Raw genomic sequence first — 16,833 nt, forward strand, 5'->3', positions numbered from 1 at the left:
CCGCCGGTGCCAGAATTTCCACCTTTTTTTTCATATCATTTCACCCATTATAACCGCAGAATTGCATCTTTCAGTTCCACCGTTCCCTGTCTCTTGGGAAATGGCTTCCGCTTCATATATGCCTCCACCTGTGCCTGACGGACAGCTGCCAGTTCCTCACGTGCTGCCCCTGCCTCCTGGAGACTCTCTTCCAGATCTTTCTTTATCGTCTGTTTTTCCTGCTCCAGCTGGCTCAGCTGCTCTTTTACACTTTGTTTTTCCTGTTCCGTCTGCATCAGACGTGCTTCCAGCTGCGATTTTTCCGTCTGCACAGCTGTCGCCGCCTGTCTTGCTTCTTCAAGCTGTTGTTTGAGAATCTCCAGCTTGTCCTGCAAAGAAGCGATTTCACCCTGGGATGACTCGACCGCCAGACGCTGATCTTCTGCCTCCTGTTTCCAAACCTCTGCTTCTCCAAGGAAATCGTTTGCTTCTTTCTTTGCATCCGCAATCTGTTCCAATGCCTCTTTTTTTGCAGCTTCTGCCTGCTCCCGGGCTGTCTGCTCCGCCCTGGCAGCGCGATCCTGGGCTGCTTTTTCCGCGGATTCCACGCGCTCCTGTACCTCTCTCTTCGCACGTTCAATCTGCTCCTGCGCTTCTTTTCTTGCAGACTCAACCTGTTCCTGTGCTGTTTTCTTCACAACCTCGATCTGCTCCTGCGCTTCTTTTTTCACACGATCGATCTGTGCCTGTACCTCATTTTTAGCAGCTTCCGCCTGCTCAGCTGCCTCTTTTGCCGCTTTCTTTGCCGTCTCCAGTTCTTCCTCGCTGACGGTGCGTTCATTGCGGAGACTCTCGAGTTTCATCTGGGTGCTGACCATCTCATGTTTCAGACGGTATGTCTCTTTTTCCATGCTCTCTTTGTCGGATGCAAGTGCCTTCGCACTCTCTTTTTCTTTAAAATAATCATCCGCCAGATTCAGATAAGTCATAATACTCTGGTAGTCTTCCGGCATTTTCAAAAATCCCGGCTGCGCCTTGAGCTGGAAAATCTTCCCATTCAGATACGTGGCAATCTGCTGTACATATCCTTCCGTCTCACTGCCGCCCAGGCTATACACTTTTCCATCAATTAATACATCTATATACTGTTTTGCCATCGCATTCTCTTCTTTCTATCTATTAATAAATATGGTTCGACGTTGTCACGTCACCCACACAGAAATACCACCTTCAAATCAATCAAATATCAAATCTCAGAAATACCGTTTTTTACTTGATTCCAGGCATACCCGAGATGCCGATACGCTGCTTCGGTCGCCATCCGTCCACGCGGAGTCCGGTTGAGCAGACCGTTCATCAGAAGATACGGTTCATACACATCTTCCAGTGTACCAGCATCCTCGCCCAGCGCTGCCGCCAGCGTCTCCAGTCCGACCGGACCGCCGGAAAACTTGTCGATAATCATATGTAAGATCGCCCGGTCGTTGTTGTCAAGTCCCAGCTTGTCCACATCAAGGATATCCAGTGCAAAATCCGCGACTTCTTTCGTAATCACGCCGTTGTACTTGACCTGTGCAAAGTCCCTCACACGTTTTAACAGTCGGTTTGCCAGACGCGGCGTTCCTCTCGAACGTCTCGCAATCTCATAGGCGCCCGTCTTATCAATCTCCACATTCAGAACTCCCGCCGTCCGCAGGACAATCGTCTGCAGCTCTTCAGGCGTATAAAAATCCATCTTCTGCACGATGCCGAAGCGGTCGCGCAGCGGCGCCGTCAGAAGTCCCGCGCGTGTCGTCGCGCCTACCAGCGTAAATTTCGGCAGATCCAGACGAATCGAGCGCGCCGTCGAATCTTTTCCCAACATGATATCGATCGCATAGTCCTCCATCGCCGGATAAAGCACCTCTTCCACCTGGCGGTTTAAGCGGTGAATCTCATCCACAAAGAGGACGTCTCCCTCCTGGAGCCCGTTGAGAATCGCCGCAATCTCCCCTGGTTTCTCGATTGCCGGACCGGAAGTAACCTTCATGCGGGTTCCCATCTCATTGGCGATAATGCCGCTAAGTGTCGTCTTTCCCAATCCCGGCGGTCCATAGAAAAGAACATGGTCAAGCGCCTCGCCGCGGGATTTCGCCGCATGGATAAATACCTTTAACGTCGATTTGATCCGCTCCTGACCGATATATTCGTCTAAGGTCTGCGGGCGGAGACTTCCCTCAATCCGCTTATCCTCCTCCGTCACCTCGGTTGTAATCGTCCTTCTGCTCATACTTGTTTCCTGTCTTTCCTGTTTTTCTCTCTCATTCAATTAAGCCATGACAGTTCCATTTTCTCATATCTGCCACACATTCCAAATTTTCATCTGACGCACAAGCACCACTATTTTTATGATCCAGCAATTTCGAATGTCCGACACATAGGTTGTTTTACAAAAACGCCAGATATTTCAGCGATGCCTTCAATACCGCCTCGGAATCCATCTCTTCCGTCACATTGGCGCTCTTGACCGCCTTCACCGCCTCGGCATTCGTATATCCCAGCGCCACCAGCGCCTCCACGGCTTCCTTCACTGCATTGCCTGAAAGCCCGTTTCCCGCAGCCGGCGAAACCGCCGCACTGCCATCTAACAGCGGTGTCAGCAGATCCTCTGCCTGTACTTTATCCTTCAAATCGAGAATGATCCGCTGTGCCGTCTTTGCCCCAACGCCCGGTGCACGAGAGATCGCCTTCGCATCCCCAGTCATAACCGCAAGACGCAGATCCTCCGGACGCAGCGCCGACAAGATGCCAAGTGCCCCCTTCGGACCAATGCCGTTGACCCCCAGAAGCTGGCGGAACATCTCCAGATCCGAACGGCTTAAAAAGCCGTACAGGCTCATATCATCCTCCCGCACCTGCAGGTGCGTATATATCTTTACCTCTTCCCCGAGCGGCGGTAAAACTTCCAGCACCGACATCGGGACAAAAATCCCGATCCCCATCATGCCGGACTCGACCACGATACGGTCCTTTGCTTTCTCCGCCAGGATGCCTTTTACATACGAAATCACGGTAAATTCCTTTCTTTTCTCACTGGTTCAAGATCTGGTTCAAACAAAAAAAGAACGCTTCAAAATGCCTCCAAATCTTCTTTTCAGTATACCATAGCACAGTTTTCATTGCAAGGAAAGTGCGGAATTTCGAACATATATTCTGCCCGGTTGATTGAATTTCATTTTTACACATTATCGGAAACCTATAAATGAAAAAGCTTTTCAATTGTAATATCAATGATTACAGTCAAAAAGCCTTTCCATATCTTTTATTTACTTGTTATGCTTAGATAAACTATGTAATATTTCCTGATTACACCTATATAATTCATCAAATAGCTTTCTAAATGGCTTGTATAACTCATGCCTCTCTAAATCCGGCTTATAAATACATTTCTTTTGGATTACTTGGCGCAAATCTGAAAAACCTTGGTAGAATCCGACTCCAATCGCTGCCATCAGTGCATCTCCATAAGCTGCCCCTATGTCTTCCTTTGGTGTTTCTAACGATACCCCTGCTATATCCGCCACCATCTGCATCCAAACTGCGTTTTTCGTTCCTCCCCCCGCCGCTGCAATCCGTTTTACAGGCAAACCATTTTCACGGAATATGTCAATATGCTGTGCAACTGAATACCCAATTCCTTCCAGTGCCGAGCGATACAAATGTCTTTTTGTATGGCTCAATGAAAGTCCCACAATCATTCCTCTTGCGTCTGGATCATTCAGCGGTGTCCTTTCTCCCGCAAAGTAGGGTAAAGTTATCAAACCATCCGATCCGGGTGCAATCTCAGAAATTCCTTTCATCATTTCTTCATATGCATTCAATCCTGCTGTTTTTTCCCTTTCCAAGCATTCAGAAAATAACTGTTCCAAATACCATTTTTGAAGTGTGCCTCCATTATTAGTTCCTGCTGCTACACTATAAGTTTCTGGAATTAAAAATGGATTTCCGCGCACTCGCTCATCCTGAATCAGCCGATCTGCACAACAATAGAAAAATAAGGACGATCCAAACTGTACCATCAGATCGCCTGGTGCAAGTACTCCTACACTGATTGCCTCAGCTGCTGAATCTCCAGTTCCAGTAATAACTGGCGTTCCTTCTTTGAGTCCTGTCTCCTTAGCTGCCTGCTTTGTTACCGTTCCACAAATATGGGTAACCGGCATTCCTTCTGCCAACTGTTCCGGCATACAAATCGGTTTACACATTTCTTTATGGATGCTCCCATCCGGATAATACAGCGGACGAAATGAAGCCATCCCCAAAAATGTATCTATTACATATTTTCCAGTTAGTTTAAATGTTAGATAAGAAGAACCTGTCAAAAACTTGTGTGTGCGTCTATATACCTCTGGTTCATGATTTTTTATCCATAAAATTTTAGCAGATACATCTCCACTGCAAATTGGACGTCCAAATAGTTTTTTTACTTTTTCTGTGCCATAATACTGTGAGAGATACTCCATTTCTTCCACGCAACGTGCATCAATACCATATAAAATTGCTTTTCGTAAAGGATGCCCGTCCTTATCAACTGGAAGGCAATCTGCTCCCAATGTGCTTCCCCCTACACAAGCAATTTTTTCTGGTTCTACCCCACTCTGCTGTAAGAGATTTTTTGACAAAATGCAAAAATCATTCCACCATACCTTATCCGCGTCCTGCTCATAATAACCAGGTTCTGGATTTTCCATTCCGTGATGAGTAACTGCCCGACTTACCACCTTTCCAGACTCATCTGTTAGAACTCCTTTACTTGAATATGTACCAACGTCAATTCCTAAAAAATAATGCAACGTCTATACGCCTTCTTTCATTGTACAGCGATACGCCTTAACTACATCCATAAACTCCATGACTCTCTGTTTTTCAACATAGTTCTCAAATTTACCATCTTTCTTAAAAGCAGTCCCTACACAAGCGCCATCACATTCACTAAGTTTTTCAACCACATTTTCCTTCGTACACCCTGTATTACAGAAAACAGGAACAAATCCAGAAACTGCCTTGACCCTGCGTACCAAACTTGAATCCGTTTCCTGACCAGCACTACTTCCAGAAACACACAGACCATCTGGAAAGCAATGAAAAATCATGGATTTTGTTATTTTTTCCAGACTTCTCTCTGCTAGATATACATCCGACTCTGGATTTACCTTATATAGCAATTTCATTTTATCTAGTCCAAGTGCTTTTTTTCTACGCAAGACTTCTGGAATATTCGTATCTGTAATTCCATTTTCACCTATATAGGCACCCGTAAATGTACTTCTTACAAAATCTGCCTCGACTGCTGCTGCCAAATCGATCGTCGCCAATGGATTAGAAACAATATTGACACCAAATGGAACTTTTATCTCTTTTTTTAATTCTCCCACAATCCGTCCCATCGCTGCCACAGTTACGTAGGAAACCTTTTTTTCATACGGAAGGCTGAATTCATTGGCAATCAAAATTCCATCTACTCCTCCCTCCTGGAGCGCCTGAAGCTCTCTGGCTGCATTTTCAATTACCTCTCCCATCGTTGCATCTTTTTCATACAGAGGATCTCCCGGCAGCGCCCGCAAATGCAACAGTGCAATGATCGGCTTTTTTACATGAAATAATTCATCTGTCCACATATTCTTTCTCTCCTCTATTCCATGTACATTCGCAAATTCTGCACATTTCTTTTGTCATAACGAAATGGATCCAGGTAATACGCCGGTGCTGTCAGTTCCTGCGTAAAATATCCCTCATATCCATTTTTTACCATGTCCTCTAAATCCTTTCTTAAGTTTCTCTTCCCTTCACCCCAGATGTAATGCCCATAGGGATCACAATCCTGAAAATGTGCATGTACAATGTTTTCCTTTCCAAAAACATCAAACCACTGCTGAATCGTTTCACCAGAAACCGACATTGCTGTCAAATCAATCATAACTTTAAAGCGCGGATGATCGACTAAATCAAATAACCGTTTCATTTGCTGCAAACTATACCCAATTCTTGATTCCTGCGGCCGTAAAGACTCTGCCACAATTGTCACGCCATTTTCCTCTGCGACCTCACAAAGTCTCTGATGCATCTCAGCTGCCCGCTTCAATCCATCCTCCTCCGCTTCATCCCAGTAACCCCATCCGGAATTTGCTTCCATCTTCTCTGCCCCCAGCGCAGCCCCCAGACGTATCGCATTTGCAAAAAATCCAAATGTTTTTTCTCTCAGTTCTGGTTCTTTTACACCAAATTGATAACCAAACCGGCAATTCTGTGGTGTAAATACCGGACACTTCAAACCGTGTTCCTGTAATTTTTTACGGACTGGCTCTGGATCCTGATATTCATTTGGATCCAGCCAAAGTCCTTGATGTCCTCCCAGCAATTCTACATTTTTGATTCCCAGTTCCTGCATACAATCCAGGAAATAATCCAACGTATATTGGCAATAATGAAGATTCAATACCGAAAGTTTATCAAAATCAACTATTTTCATTTTCGCTTCCTCCTCATACAATTACTCCATTAATCCATTATAAACGGTTCCAATTCACGCATATTCTGCCGATCGGCTGCAGCCGGATCCTCCAGGTAGCGTGCATCATTCAGTGCCAGGCTTAGCAATCCTTTATATTTGTACTGATCCAGACAAATCAATTGATCCTCTAACGGTCTCAAACCATCTCCCCATGCAAGGCATCCCTGCGGACGTCCATCCACAAAACGGATATGGTATATTTTGTCTCCAAATGCTTCAAACCAGTCTTTCATCGACTCTCCTGCCACTCCTGCACTCGTCAAATTCAGGGCAGCCTGTATCTGCGGCTCATTAACCGACTCCAAAAGTTTTTTTAGTTCTGGAAGCATATTAATAACCGTTGCGTCTTCTGGCCGTACTGTTTCCACTGCAAGAATAACCCCCTCTTCCGCAGCAGTTTTTGAAAGCCGACGCAAGGTTTGAACCGCACGTTCAAAAATACGCCTCGGATCTTCATTTCTTGCACCGCCGCAGCAATTGAGTACCATCACTTTCGCACCAGCTTCTGCCGCTGCACGGATTCCATTTTCAAAATATCCGATTGAATGCTTTCTTGCCGTCTCGTCATGACAGCAAAGTGCATAATTATAAATCGTACACTCCGGTGAAAAAGCTCCGATTGTCAATCCATAATCTGCTGCATTCTTTTTTAATTCAGCCGCATCCTCAAACCCATAATCATCTAGCAGGAAATGCGGTCTTGCACACCAAAACTCTATATTTTTTATTCCGAGAGCCTGCTGCGTTTTAAAGAAATAATCCAAAGTTCTGTATTTATAGTGCATATTCATTCCTGCAATCTGTTCCCGCCTTATCTTTATCATCCAGTTGTTCCTCCTCTCTACACACAAAGGCACTGCAAAAACCTTCACTCTATCAGATTTCACAGTGCCCGCTTATTTACAGATTACATTTATATCTTTTTTCTTTCCCTAAAGCTCACTTTCATCCCATGCTTTACCTGGATGTTTATGCCACCATTTGAAGACAACCGGGACAATGCAAAGCGCTGCCAGGTAAATCAAAATTGGTGTTACAGCTGCAATCCAGTTTCCCTGAACACAGGCAACCGGAACTGCCGCTAATGCAAAAATTTCAATAATTGACTCAATCGGTGTTACAATTGCTGCATCATCCAGTGTACAGCTCTTATTCTCCGGATCTACAATTCTTAAAAGTGCCATGCCGATTGCTGTTACACCGGTCGAGTAACCATATACATAGATACCTCTCTCAAACCACTCCTGTTTTAAGAGTCTCGGCGCAATCACTGTAAAGTGGAATACAACCCAGACAATTCCAAATAACATTAGCAGACCAAACGGAACTGCGTACTCAATAACAACCGGAATCTTAATTGATGCCACACCGAAAAATACAAGGAAATCAGTTGCACAGCTTCCCATACGGGAAATGATGCGGTTATCTACATATTTATCGGCTTTTATTCCTTTTAATACAAAATGAAATACAATTGCTACCAGGAAGCCGACAGAGAAACTCGGAACGCCAAGTCCGGTTGCTCCCTGAATTACATTTGTTAAAAGATATCCAATACCGGTTGGAATCAGAATCAGAAGGAGATGCCATGCCAGCGGATCAATTGCCATCGGTGAAACGGTTTCTTCGCCTAATACCGGGCGTTTTCCTTCTTCAATGAGTCCCGTGCGCATATCGTTAGGAAGCTGGCTGAAATCTTTTACAAACTTGGTATAGTTTCTTTTTGTTCCAAGTTTGATCAAAATAATTCCACCAAAAATACCGGTTAAAATACCCACCGTTGCACTTGTCATCGCCAGATCCGTTGCATCTTCCCATCCAAGTGTGCCGAGTGTCGCGCCAAGTGCTGCTGCTGTACCATGACCTCCCTGAAAGCCTGCAGGAATCAACATTCCAAATGCCGGATTTAAATCAGGAGCAACTATTTTCAGGACTACCATTGCAAAAATAATCGGCATTGCATACTGAAACGCCCAGCCAATATTGCGGAAGCAGTAGTAGCTGCCAATCCGATCAAAATTTGTTTTCCAGCCACCAGCTGAAAAATTAAAGCCCCTCAGCCCAATTGATACAAATACTGCAATAATCAGCAGACCTGCATAAGAACCAAACTGTGAAGAAAAACTGATAATTCCAAAACCATTCTGTCCTAACGCAAGCCCGATAAATCCAGCCAGCAGACTGACCGGAACAAACAGGCTCTGCAGAATCTTGATTTTTTCCCTCAGCATTTTCGCCACAAACAGGAAAATACCTGCCCACATGAAATCCACCAACATGGAATACGCATTAAACTCCATCTTTTGTCCTCCTCATTTCTTTTTTATGATGCTACTGCAAAGCTTTTTTTGCTTTTTCCCTAACCATACTCAATTCTACTTCTGTCATATCACAGTATTCGCTGTTTTCTGTTGTCGTCCCTGCATCCTGCACATATATCAGCTTTGTATCCTTCTGTGTGATCGTATTAAACCATGTTCCCTGCAAAACATTGTAAACTTTATTTGGCTCCATCGGAATTACATCAATTTTAAATGCATCATTCTCGCGGGACGCCGTCAAAAGAACTGCTTTTCCCTGAACCAGAATAAACTGCTCATCGGTTGCGTGATGCACTTCCAGATACTGAATCTTCTCAATATCATTATTAGGCTTCCAGTTTTTAATACATACGACCCATTTTTTATTGTCATATACACACTGAATGCCTTCCCCTTCATACTCAAACACATCTGCTTTCATGACATTTCCTCCTACCTTCTTTTCAAATTCTTCTTGTTCCTGCAGGTTTCAAGCGAATTATCTCATATCATGTCATTATAATACATCATATATCATTATATTGTCAATGCTAATTTGTCATTTTACATATTTTTTTTTAGGGAGTCAGCTTCTCTTCCTATCATATTTTTATTACGTTTTCTTTTTCATCACACACATCCATATCAATTTTCACAATTTTTTTCACTTGTCTGTTATCTTTTTCAGCAATTCTTTAATGCCAAACGTTCTGATTTTTTACTTACACTATGCTCACTCTAAATTAACTTGCCCGTATGGACAAAACAGCGAAGTCTGCTCCATACGGTCAGGCCTCGCTGTCTGTCTAAGAAAATATTTAATTGGAGGATCTTTAGTATTCCACTTTCCACATATAACGTCTTTCATCCATAGAATGGCCACGCACTTCCGCCATCTGGGAAACATAGTATCTCTCAATCGGAATCATAACAACCGGATTAAAGAATTCTACGACGCTCTTATCGATTTTACCGCCATTTAATTTTTCAAAATCAATTACAATATAATTTTCCGCATAAGTACGCAGGAATTTTAAGCAGCGTTCATCCAATGCGCGGGTTCTTCCCTCACTCATCAGAAGGATCATCGGAAGCTTCTTATCCGTTGTTTCAAATGGACCATGGAAGTACTCACCCGTATGCAGGCACACAGCATGCTTCCACTGCATCTCCATGAAATGACAGCAGCACATGGAATATGCAACTCCATAGTTTGAACCAGATGCCAGCACGTAAAATACAGGTTCATCTTTATATTTTTCTGCCCAGGCTTTTGCATCCGCCAAAACATTTTTCTTGCCTTCTTCTATAATTTCATCAATGTAACGGTATGCTTCCATCGCCTTGTCATAATTCTCCCAGTTTTCAAACTGTTTTAACAGCTCAAAACCAATCCGAAGGGCGTTCGCCTGGTTAGAATCACTATATACCTGATCATCACCATTTGAATATGTCACAACATACTGCCCAACTTTTGCCATACCTGTCTGCATATTTCCCGTCATAGCGATTGTCACTGCACCTGCAGCATTAGCTGTTTTTACTGCCTCCACGGTCTCAGGCGTTGCCTTTAATGAACAAATAACTGCGACGCACCGCTCATCCAGTTCTTTTGGTGTTGCATGAACAAATTCATTGCTGGTATATGTAGTAGCGCTAAAAGTTTTTGCCTCACTCTGAAGAAGGTACAGCCCTGGGAAAATAGCTGCCTTAGATCCGCCGCAAGCTACAAAATACACATGCTTTAATCCACCCAGTTTGTCCATCTTTTCTTTGATCTCTGCTACAATTTCTTTTACTGATTTTTCCATCTTTCTGATCTCCTTTTCTTTTTTTGTATCAATTATTTGTCAAAATGACTTTCCATGTCCAAAAGCCCCCTGAACCATACAGGTTTTCGAAGAAAACTCTGCCCCTGCTTCCAGTGCTTTCCTTATCTCTTTTTCATAAATGCTTTCTTTCATCTGTATGCCATACTTTTTCCGGCTCTCCAGAAACGAAAGCAGAAATGCCGTTGCAAATGAATCCCCTGCTCCCAGCGTATCTACTGCTTCAACCAGATGCGGCGGCTGCTCATAAAACTGCGTTCCATCAAATAGAACTGCTCCATAGCTTCCTCTTGTTGCAATTACCATTGGGCATCCAGCACGAAACATTTTCTTACAAATTTCTTCCGCATCCTCTCTCGAAACGGAACCACATGAAAGAAACGCATACGTAATATACGGAGCAACCTTTTTTACTCGTTCTTCATCGATCCACTGACCCGAAAAATCATACGATACAGAGATTCCCTGTTCTGCCAATTTAGGAAGCTGTTCATCAAAATAGCTATTATTGGTCGTGTGCACATGATCAAATGTTTTAATATACTCCAGATCTTCCACGTCCAGATTTAACGGATTTTCTTTTAATACGCCGCCTTTGTTGCTCCCAAGAAAAACACGGTCTCCGTCCACCAGCGTAACCCTCGCATAACCATTTTCTCCTTCATACTGACGGCACCGGCTGTGTTCTACCTGCAGCTCATCGAGTGTTGCTATCACATGTTCTGCAACCTCATCCCGTCCGAACACTCCCATATAAGCTGACTCTGCCCCCAGCATCCCTGCATAAACTGCAAAGTTTGCAGCCTGACCTCCCGGAAACATAAGCCTGAGATGTTCATATTTGTCGCACACATTGTCCCCAATTCCAATGACCCGCATTTTTTCATCTCCTTCGAATTGATTATATATCATTATATAATGTTATGATATCATATTATACTTATGTATGTATTTTGTCAAGTGATTTCTGTATTTTTTTACATCACTTTTTTTCTAGGTACTGTTCACGCATACGTGCCCAGTAACGGAATTTCTATCATCTCCGTTTCCGTGTTCCTGATAAAAAGAAAAGGCTGACTCCTGTTAGCGCAAATTTTTCTTGCTTTCTAACCTGAATCAGCCTTTTCTTTTCAATTAATTTACTCTATTCCTATTGTAGATTCACAGACATAAAATGAGCATTTTTCTCCATTAAACACCTGATGCCCTACATAAATGGGTTCCTTCTCAGCCGTATATGCCACACTTTTGATAAAAAGCATCGAAGTTCCTTTCGCCATCTGCAAAAGCTCTGCTTCCGCTGCTGTCGCCCTGCAAAGTTCAATCCATTTTTCTGAAATTGCCACTGCTGTATGAGAGTGTTCCTTCAAAAATGTAAACAATGAATTGTCATCAAATCGTTCTTCCAGAAGAAATGCATATTTAAGTGGAAAATAGTTACGCTCAATCGCCATCGGCATACCATCCGCATAGCGGACTCTGGATATATAGATAACTTGACTGCCTTTTTCCACATTCAAAAGCCGGGCTATCTTTTCACTCGCCGGTTCCAGCCTGTTTTCAAGCATACGTCCTCCGGCCTTCATTCCCATATGAGCACACATTTCCGAAAAACTCTGCAATTTTTTCATATCCTTAGTTACTTTGCGCTGGCAGACAAATGTTCCTTTTCCCTGTTTTTTTTCTACAAGTCCTTTTTCCACCAATTCGCTGACTGCTTTTCGAACTGTAATGATACTGACTCCAAACGATTTTGCCATTTCACCTTCCGTTTGCAGCTTTTCTCCTGGTTTATATTCACCATCACTTATTTTTTGTTCAATTTTTTCTTTTAATTGGACATACAGCGGCACTGCGGCACTACTATTTAACATTTTCTTTCTCCCTGTTCCTAATAACATGAATGATATAACTCTTTATATAACAATATAAACTATATCTAAATAAAATGCAATCATATACACGGATCTTTGATACCTCTTTCCTCTAAAAATACCCTGTAAGCCGCATAAAGTCTTATATTTTTTTGTCAATTTCGCACAATAATCCATTTTCTTTTTTGATAAGAAAAAGCAATTTTCACAGTTCTTTTTTACGAATCTTTCCGCTTTCAGTCTTTGGAAACTCCTTTAGAAAGACAAATTCGCGGGGAATCTCATAATCTGCCAGTCTTTCTGCCAAAAATTCCCGAATTGCCATATTGGTACAACCACATTTTCCGCTGTCACTTCCGGCAATTTCTTCCCTTTCAGCTTCTTTCTCCCACACAATCCACACTTTCAGATAATCGCGCCCATGCTCATGGACTGCCTTCACTGCCGTCTCTGCCACTCCCGGAAATGTCCGCACCGCTTCTTCGACCCGGAGGGATGACACTTTTCTCCCATTTATATTGCAGATATCATCATCCCGCCCATCAAAATAGAAGAGTCCCTCTGCATCTGTGTGACCGCAATCCCCAATCACCGCGTCATTTCCAATTCCAAGGATTCCATACCGCGTTTTTACATGAAAATGGTCGTTTTCAATCCAGACATCCACCTCTGGAAATGCACGGCCAACCAGCGTCGTATCTTCTTTCATCTCACTTCCACGGATATAGGTAATATAGTTCAGCTCGCTGGCGCCATAATACAATGTAATCTCCGCTTCGGGAAATGCCTTTTTAAACTGCACTGCCTCCCCACCGCCCATACTCTGGGAGCCGCTGACAAAAGAAATAATCCGGTAATTGACCGCCTGTTCCCGCTCATAGATACGCCGCAGCGCCCGCAGCTTGACCGGAATCAGATAGACGCTGGTCGCCTGTTCTGCCTCGATCATCCGCTTCCAGAGGCGCGGATCAAAGGAATCCGCCGCAACGACGCTTCCGCCGGACGCAAGCTGCGCCATATAAAGGTTCAGGTTGCCCGTAAACGCCAGGCTCCCCTGCATAAACGTAATGCTTCCCTCTCCCATTTTGAAAATTTTATTCTGAAGCTTAAAAAAATCGTGCCAGCTTTCAAAGGAGCGGAACAATACTTTCTGACGACCGGAGGTTCCCGACGTCATCACACCCATATATGCCCCTTCCGGAGGTGTCACGTCACGCAATTCATCGGAAATTTTTACATCGGACGGTGCAATCACCGGAACCGTATTTCCGTCTCCATATGCCAGAAACTGAATAAGCTGATGCGCGATCGTCGGTTCCTGGATCCAGTGGATGTGACGTTTTCCCTGTTTTTCTTCTATCTCTTTCGGATGTTTCCTTACACGTTCTGCCGCCTCGATGAGCTCCCCGAACGTATAGCGCTCTTTCTCCGTGATCAGGGCTTCCCACTCTGGCGGGTATGCCCGGAGCGCATCCAGATATGTATTTATACGTTGTGTCTGTATTTCTTTCATGATTAATTCCTGTCTTTTACTTATTTTTATATAGAACTTTTTACCAAATTTGAGCTTTTAAATTTACCACATTTACTTTTTATATCATTCAAGCACTGTCTTCATCTACTTCATTACTTTCTCCACCAGAATACTGCTTCCGATCCCTCCGGCGGCTGCCACGCAGCACATTCCCAAATGCCCATTTTTATATTCCAGTGCTTTCATCAGATGCAGCAGAATCATTGCGCCGGAGACTCCATATGGATGCCCATAGGCAAGTGCCCCGCCCCAGATATTATAACGGTCTTCAATCCCCGGAAATGCACGTTCAAATAGAACATCAATAACGGCAAACGCTTCATTGACCTCAAAAGCATCGATCTCCTGATAAGAATGCCCCGTTTTTGCAAGTATCGCCTTAGCAGCGCTGACGGCTGATTTTGGGCTCATCATCGGATCATCCCCTATCGCTGTACCAAACCGGAAACGGCATTCTGCTTTCCGTCCCTGTTCCCGCAAAAACCTTTCCGAACAAAGTACCACAAATGCCGCGCCATCGTGCATCAGGCACGCATTTGCCGCCGTGATTTTCGTGCCATTTGGAAGCAGATACGGCAGGCGGTCGATCAGACGCTGGCTCATTGTCGGACGGATTCCCTCATCCCGGCTGCTGCCGTCGATGGAAACCGTTATATCCTCCAATATTCCCTCTTTGCGCGCCTGCGCCGCCCTCTTATGGCTCCGGAGCACCCAGGTGTCCATCTCTTCCTTAGAGACATTTTCCCGGATCGCAGTCTCCTCCGCGCCCTCTAACATAACCTGCTCGCCGCGCTTTCCCGGCACAAACTGTGCAACCGTATACACCTTTCCACCGTCATACTCCGGATGGTTCGGGGACATCATGCGGTACGGCTGTACCGAAGAACTCTCCATTCCCCCGGCAATGACCAGATCCGCCATCCCGCTCTCAATCTTGGCTGCTGCCGCGCTGATCGCCTCCAGCGCCGACCCGCACTGCAGATCCAAAGTAACCGCCGGAATCCGCTCTGGAAGCCCTGCCGAAAGTGCCGCCAGACGCGTGATATTGCCGCCTCCCCCGACCGCATTTCCTCCTATTATATAGTCGATCGCATCGGTTGGAAGCTCAAATCGCGAAACCACCTCCCGCAGCACCTCCGCCCCCAGCTTTTCCGCCGGGATATGACGGTACATTCCATCTTTCACCCCGATGTAACTGCGCAAACCGCCCAGAATATATACGTGATTCATACTTTTCTCCTGTTTTTCTTCTATTCCTAATTAAAATTAAAGGGATGCGGCAACGGACTCCTCATGCCTCCTGGCTGCATTTCTGCACTAAAAGGCTGATTCTGTTCACTACCACATCCCATCTTTATTTTCTATCTAATTTCCAAATAAGCCCGTCCGCTTCAGCGCCTTTCCAAGTGCTACCGCTGCCACACACTTAACGATGTCCAGCGGAATAAACGGAATTATCGACTGCACGATAACTGCACCCCACGGCTGTCCGGTCACGTGTTTCATCCAGCCTGCACCGAATGCGTAAATCACCGGAATACCAACTACAATCAGGAACGCTGTCTGGAATGCAACATTTTTCCATTTCCGGCAGAACAGGGAAATCAGGAACGCTACAACCAGAAATCCGATATAGTAACCGCCGCTCGGTCCAAGCAGTTTTCCCGGTCCTGCGCTTCCGCCGCTGAATACCGGCACGCCGCATAAGCCTAACAGCAGCCAGCTCGCCATAACTAAAATGGTATCCTGTGGTGCAATCAGCAGACCGATCAGGTTGACAATCATCGTCTGCGCTGTGATCTTTGCATCCGAAAACGGAAGCGGAATCGCGATATACGAAGACACACTGATAAGAGCCAGCATCATCGCCAAAAGTGTAAGCCGCTTCGCGCTCCATGCGCCGTGTACGTTCACTGCACTTGTCTCTGAACTCATTATATATACCTCCTCAGTGATAAAATTCTAAGCCGTGTAATGCATTTTCCTATGAATCACACACAGAGAATCTTTGCTAGAAAAGAGTATATCGGAATTTCAGAGGATTGTCAACCTTGTTTTTATAAATGGTTTACATATGCATCCATAGCTCCTCTGCACCCACTTTATCATCGGCATCCCTATTTTTCTGTAATCGAAAGAATTTCCTTTCCCTCTTGCTTCGTTCTCAGATACACCGCGTTTCTTCCCTCCTGCCCCGAATCCGACAGATATACCTCCTCATCAGGACGAAGTGGGGCAAGAAAACGTACTTCCAGAGCGGTCTGTCCCTTCATCCAGCCCTTCTTCCACAGACGAAGCAGGCAGGCATTCATAACAAGAAACCCCGGCAGAACTGCCGCTTCTCCCTGATGGATCGGATTGGTATCTGCCGCCTCCCGGAGATATTCTTCCATCTGGCTGCGGCTAAATGCCAGCGTATCATCATCCTCACTTCCCAGTTCCGTAATTGCTTTCATGAGCGGCATTTTCTCTTTTTCCGGGACAAGGACGCTCTGGCGCGGTTTTACCAGCAGCACTTCCATCTCCTCATTTTCCCGTTCCTTTTCCTCCTCCGCTACCGCTATGCGGACCCGGATTGCCGAGCGGCCTTTTTTGATGATTTCTGGAGTTAATTTGGTATGGCAAAACTCATTCTCCCCCTGTTTGGGCTGCCAGTCCAGATGAAGTGTAGTTGTGCCTATCATCCATCCCTCGTATCCTTCCAATGTGGAGAGAGCGCACTCAAAGCAAAGAAGCTTCTTTTTCAATCTATCATTCACGGTATTTT

Annotated in this window: 16 protein-coding genes; all 16 read right to left on the reverse strand. The window is 44.9% G+C overall.

The window, feature by feature from the left end; genetic code table 11:
- Positions 1 to 47: 47 nt before the first annotated feature.
- Positions 48 to 1,136 carry a cell division protein ZapA gene (gene zapA / locus QVO97_RS09950; protein ID WP_022360176.1) on the reverse strand — a complete coding sequence of 363 codons (1,089 nt, stop codon included), beginning with the start codon at positions 1,134 to 1,136 and terminating at the stop codon, positions 48 to 50.
- 89 nt (positions 1,137 to 1,225) lie between these two features.
- On the reverse strand, positions 1,226 to 2,248 hold the full coding sequence (gene ruvB / locus QVO97_RS09955) for a Holliday junction branch migration DNA helicase RuvB (protein WP_022360177.1): 1,023 nt from the start codon (positions 2,246 to 2,248) through the stop codon (positions 1,226 to 1,228).
- A 157-nt stretch (positions 2,249 to 2,405) separates the two neighbouring features.
- On the reverse strand, positions 2,406 to 3,029 hold the full coding sequence (gene ruvA, locus QVO97_RS09960) for a Holliday junction branch migration protein RuvA (protein WP_022360178.1): 624 nt from the start codon (positions 3,027 to 3,029) through the stop codon (positions 2,406 to 2,408).
- Positions 3,030 to 3,284: 255 nt separating this feature from the next.
- Entirely contained in the window at positions 3,285 to 4,811 is a 1,527-nt protein-coding gene (locus tag QVO97_RS09965) for an FGGY-family carbohydrate kinase (protein WP_022360179.1), read from the reverse strand.
- Between the two features lie 3 nt (positions 4,812 to 4,814).
- Positions 4,815 to 5,636 (reverse strand): BtpA/SgcQ family protein, encoded by an 822-nt coding sequence (locus QVO97_RS09970; protein ID WP_022360180.1) that lies wholly within the window; start codon positions 5,634 to 5,636, stop codon positions 4,815 to 4,817.
- Between the two features lie 14 nt (positions 5,637 to 5,650).
- Entirely contained in the window at positions 5,651 to 6,487 is an 837-nt protein-coding gene (locus QVO97_RS09975) for a sugar phosphate isomerase/epimerase family protein (RefSeq protein ID WP_022360181.1), read from the reverse strand.
- A gap of 29 nt (positions 6,488 to 6,516) precedes the next feature.
- Complete coding sequence (locus QVO97_RS09980; RefSeq protein WP_022360182.1) at positions 6,517 to 7,353, reverse strand: sugar phosphate isomerase/epimerase family protein; 837 nt, start codon at positions 7,351 to 7,353, stop codon at positions 6,517 to 6,519.
- 108 nt (positions 7,354 to 7,461) lie between these two features.
- A complete protein-coding gene (locus QVO97_RS09985; RefSeq protein ID WP_022360183.1) occupies positions 7,462 to 8,829 on the reverse strand; it encodes a sodium/glutamate symporter in 1,368 nt (455 codons plus the stop codon).
- 31 nt (positions 8,830 to 8,860) lie between these two features.
- On the reverse strand, positions 8,861 to 9,271 hold the full coding sequence (locus QVO97_RS09990) for a hypothetical protein (protein WP_022360184.1): 411 nt from the start codon (positions 9,269 to 9,271) through the stop codon (positions 8,861 to 8,863).
- 391 nt (positions 9,272 to 9,662) lie between these two features.
- Complete coding sequence (locus QVO97_RS09995) at positions 9,663 to 10,640, reverse strand: SIS domain-containing protein (protein WP_022360185.1); 978 nt, start codon at positions 10,638 to 10,640, stop codon at positions 9,663 to 9,665.
- Between the two features lie 39 nt (positions 10,641 to 10,679).
- Positions 10,680 to 11,537 carry a fructoselysine 6-kinase gene (locus QVO97_RS10000; protein ID WP_022360186.1) on the reverse strand — a complete coding sequence of 286 codons (858 nt, stop codon included), beginning with the start codon at positions 11,535 to 11,537 and terminating at the stop codon, positions 10,680 to 10,682.
- 260 nt (positions 11,538 to 11,797) lie between these two features.
- Positions 11,798 to 12,559 (reverse strand): GntR family transcriptional regulator, encoded by a 762-nt coding sequence (locus QVO97_RS10005; RefSeq protein ID WP_337366679.1) that lies wholly within the window; start codon positions 12,557 to 12,559, stop codon positions 11,798 to 11,800.
- Positions 12,560 to 12,737: 178 nt separating this feature from the next.
- The gene (locus tag QVO97_RS10010; RefSeq protein WP_022360188.1) at positions 12,738 to 14,045 is read right to left on the reverse strand and encodes an AMP-binding protein; all 1,308 of its coding nucleotides are present in this window, start codon (positions 14,043 to 14,045) and stop codon (positions 12,738 to 12,740) included.
- A 105-nt stretch (positions 14,046 to 14,150) separates the two neighbouring features.
- A complete protein-coding gene (locus tag QVO97_RS10015; protein WP_022360189.1) occupies positions 14,151 to 15,296 on the reverse strand; it encodes an acetyl-CoA C-acyltransferase in 1,146 nt (381 codons plus the stop codon).
- 135 nt (positions 15,297 to 15,431) lie between these two features.
- Positions 15,432 to 16,001 (reverse strand): biotin transporter BioY, encoded by a 570-nt coding sequence (locus tag QVO97_RS10020; protein ID WP_022360190.1) that lies wholly within the window; start codon positions 15,999 to 16,001, stop codon positions 15,432 to 15,434.
- 182 nt (positions 16,002 to 16,183) lie between these two features.
- The gene (locus QVO97_RS10025) at positions 16,184 to 16,825 is read right to left on the reverse strand and encodes a hypothetical protein (RefSeq protein WP_022360191.1); all 642 of its coding nucleotides are present in this window, start codon (positions 16,823 to 16,825) and stop codon (positions 16,184 to 16,186) included.
- Positions 16,826 to 16,833: the final 8 nt, after the last annotated feature.

It is taken from the genome of Clostridium sp. CAG:43 (assembly GCF_000434655.1).
Taxonomy (GTDB): Bacteria; Bacillota; Clostridia; order Lachnospirales; family Lachnospiraceae; genus Otoolea; species Otoolea fessa.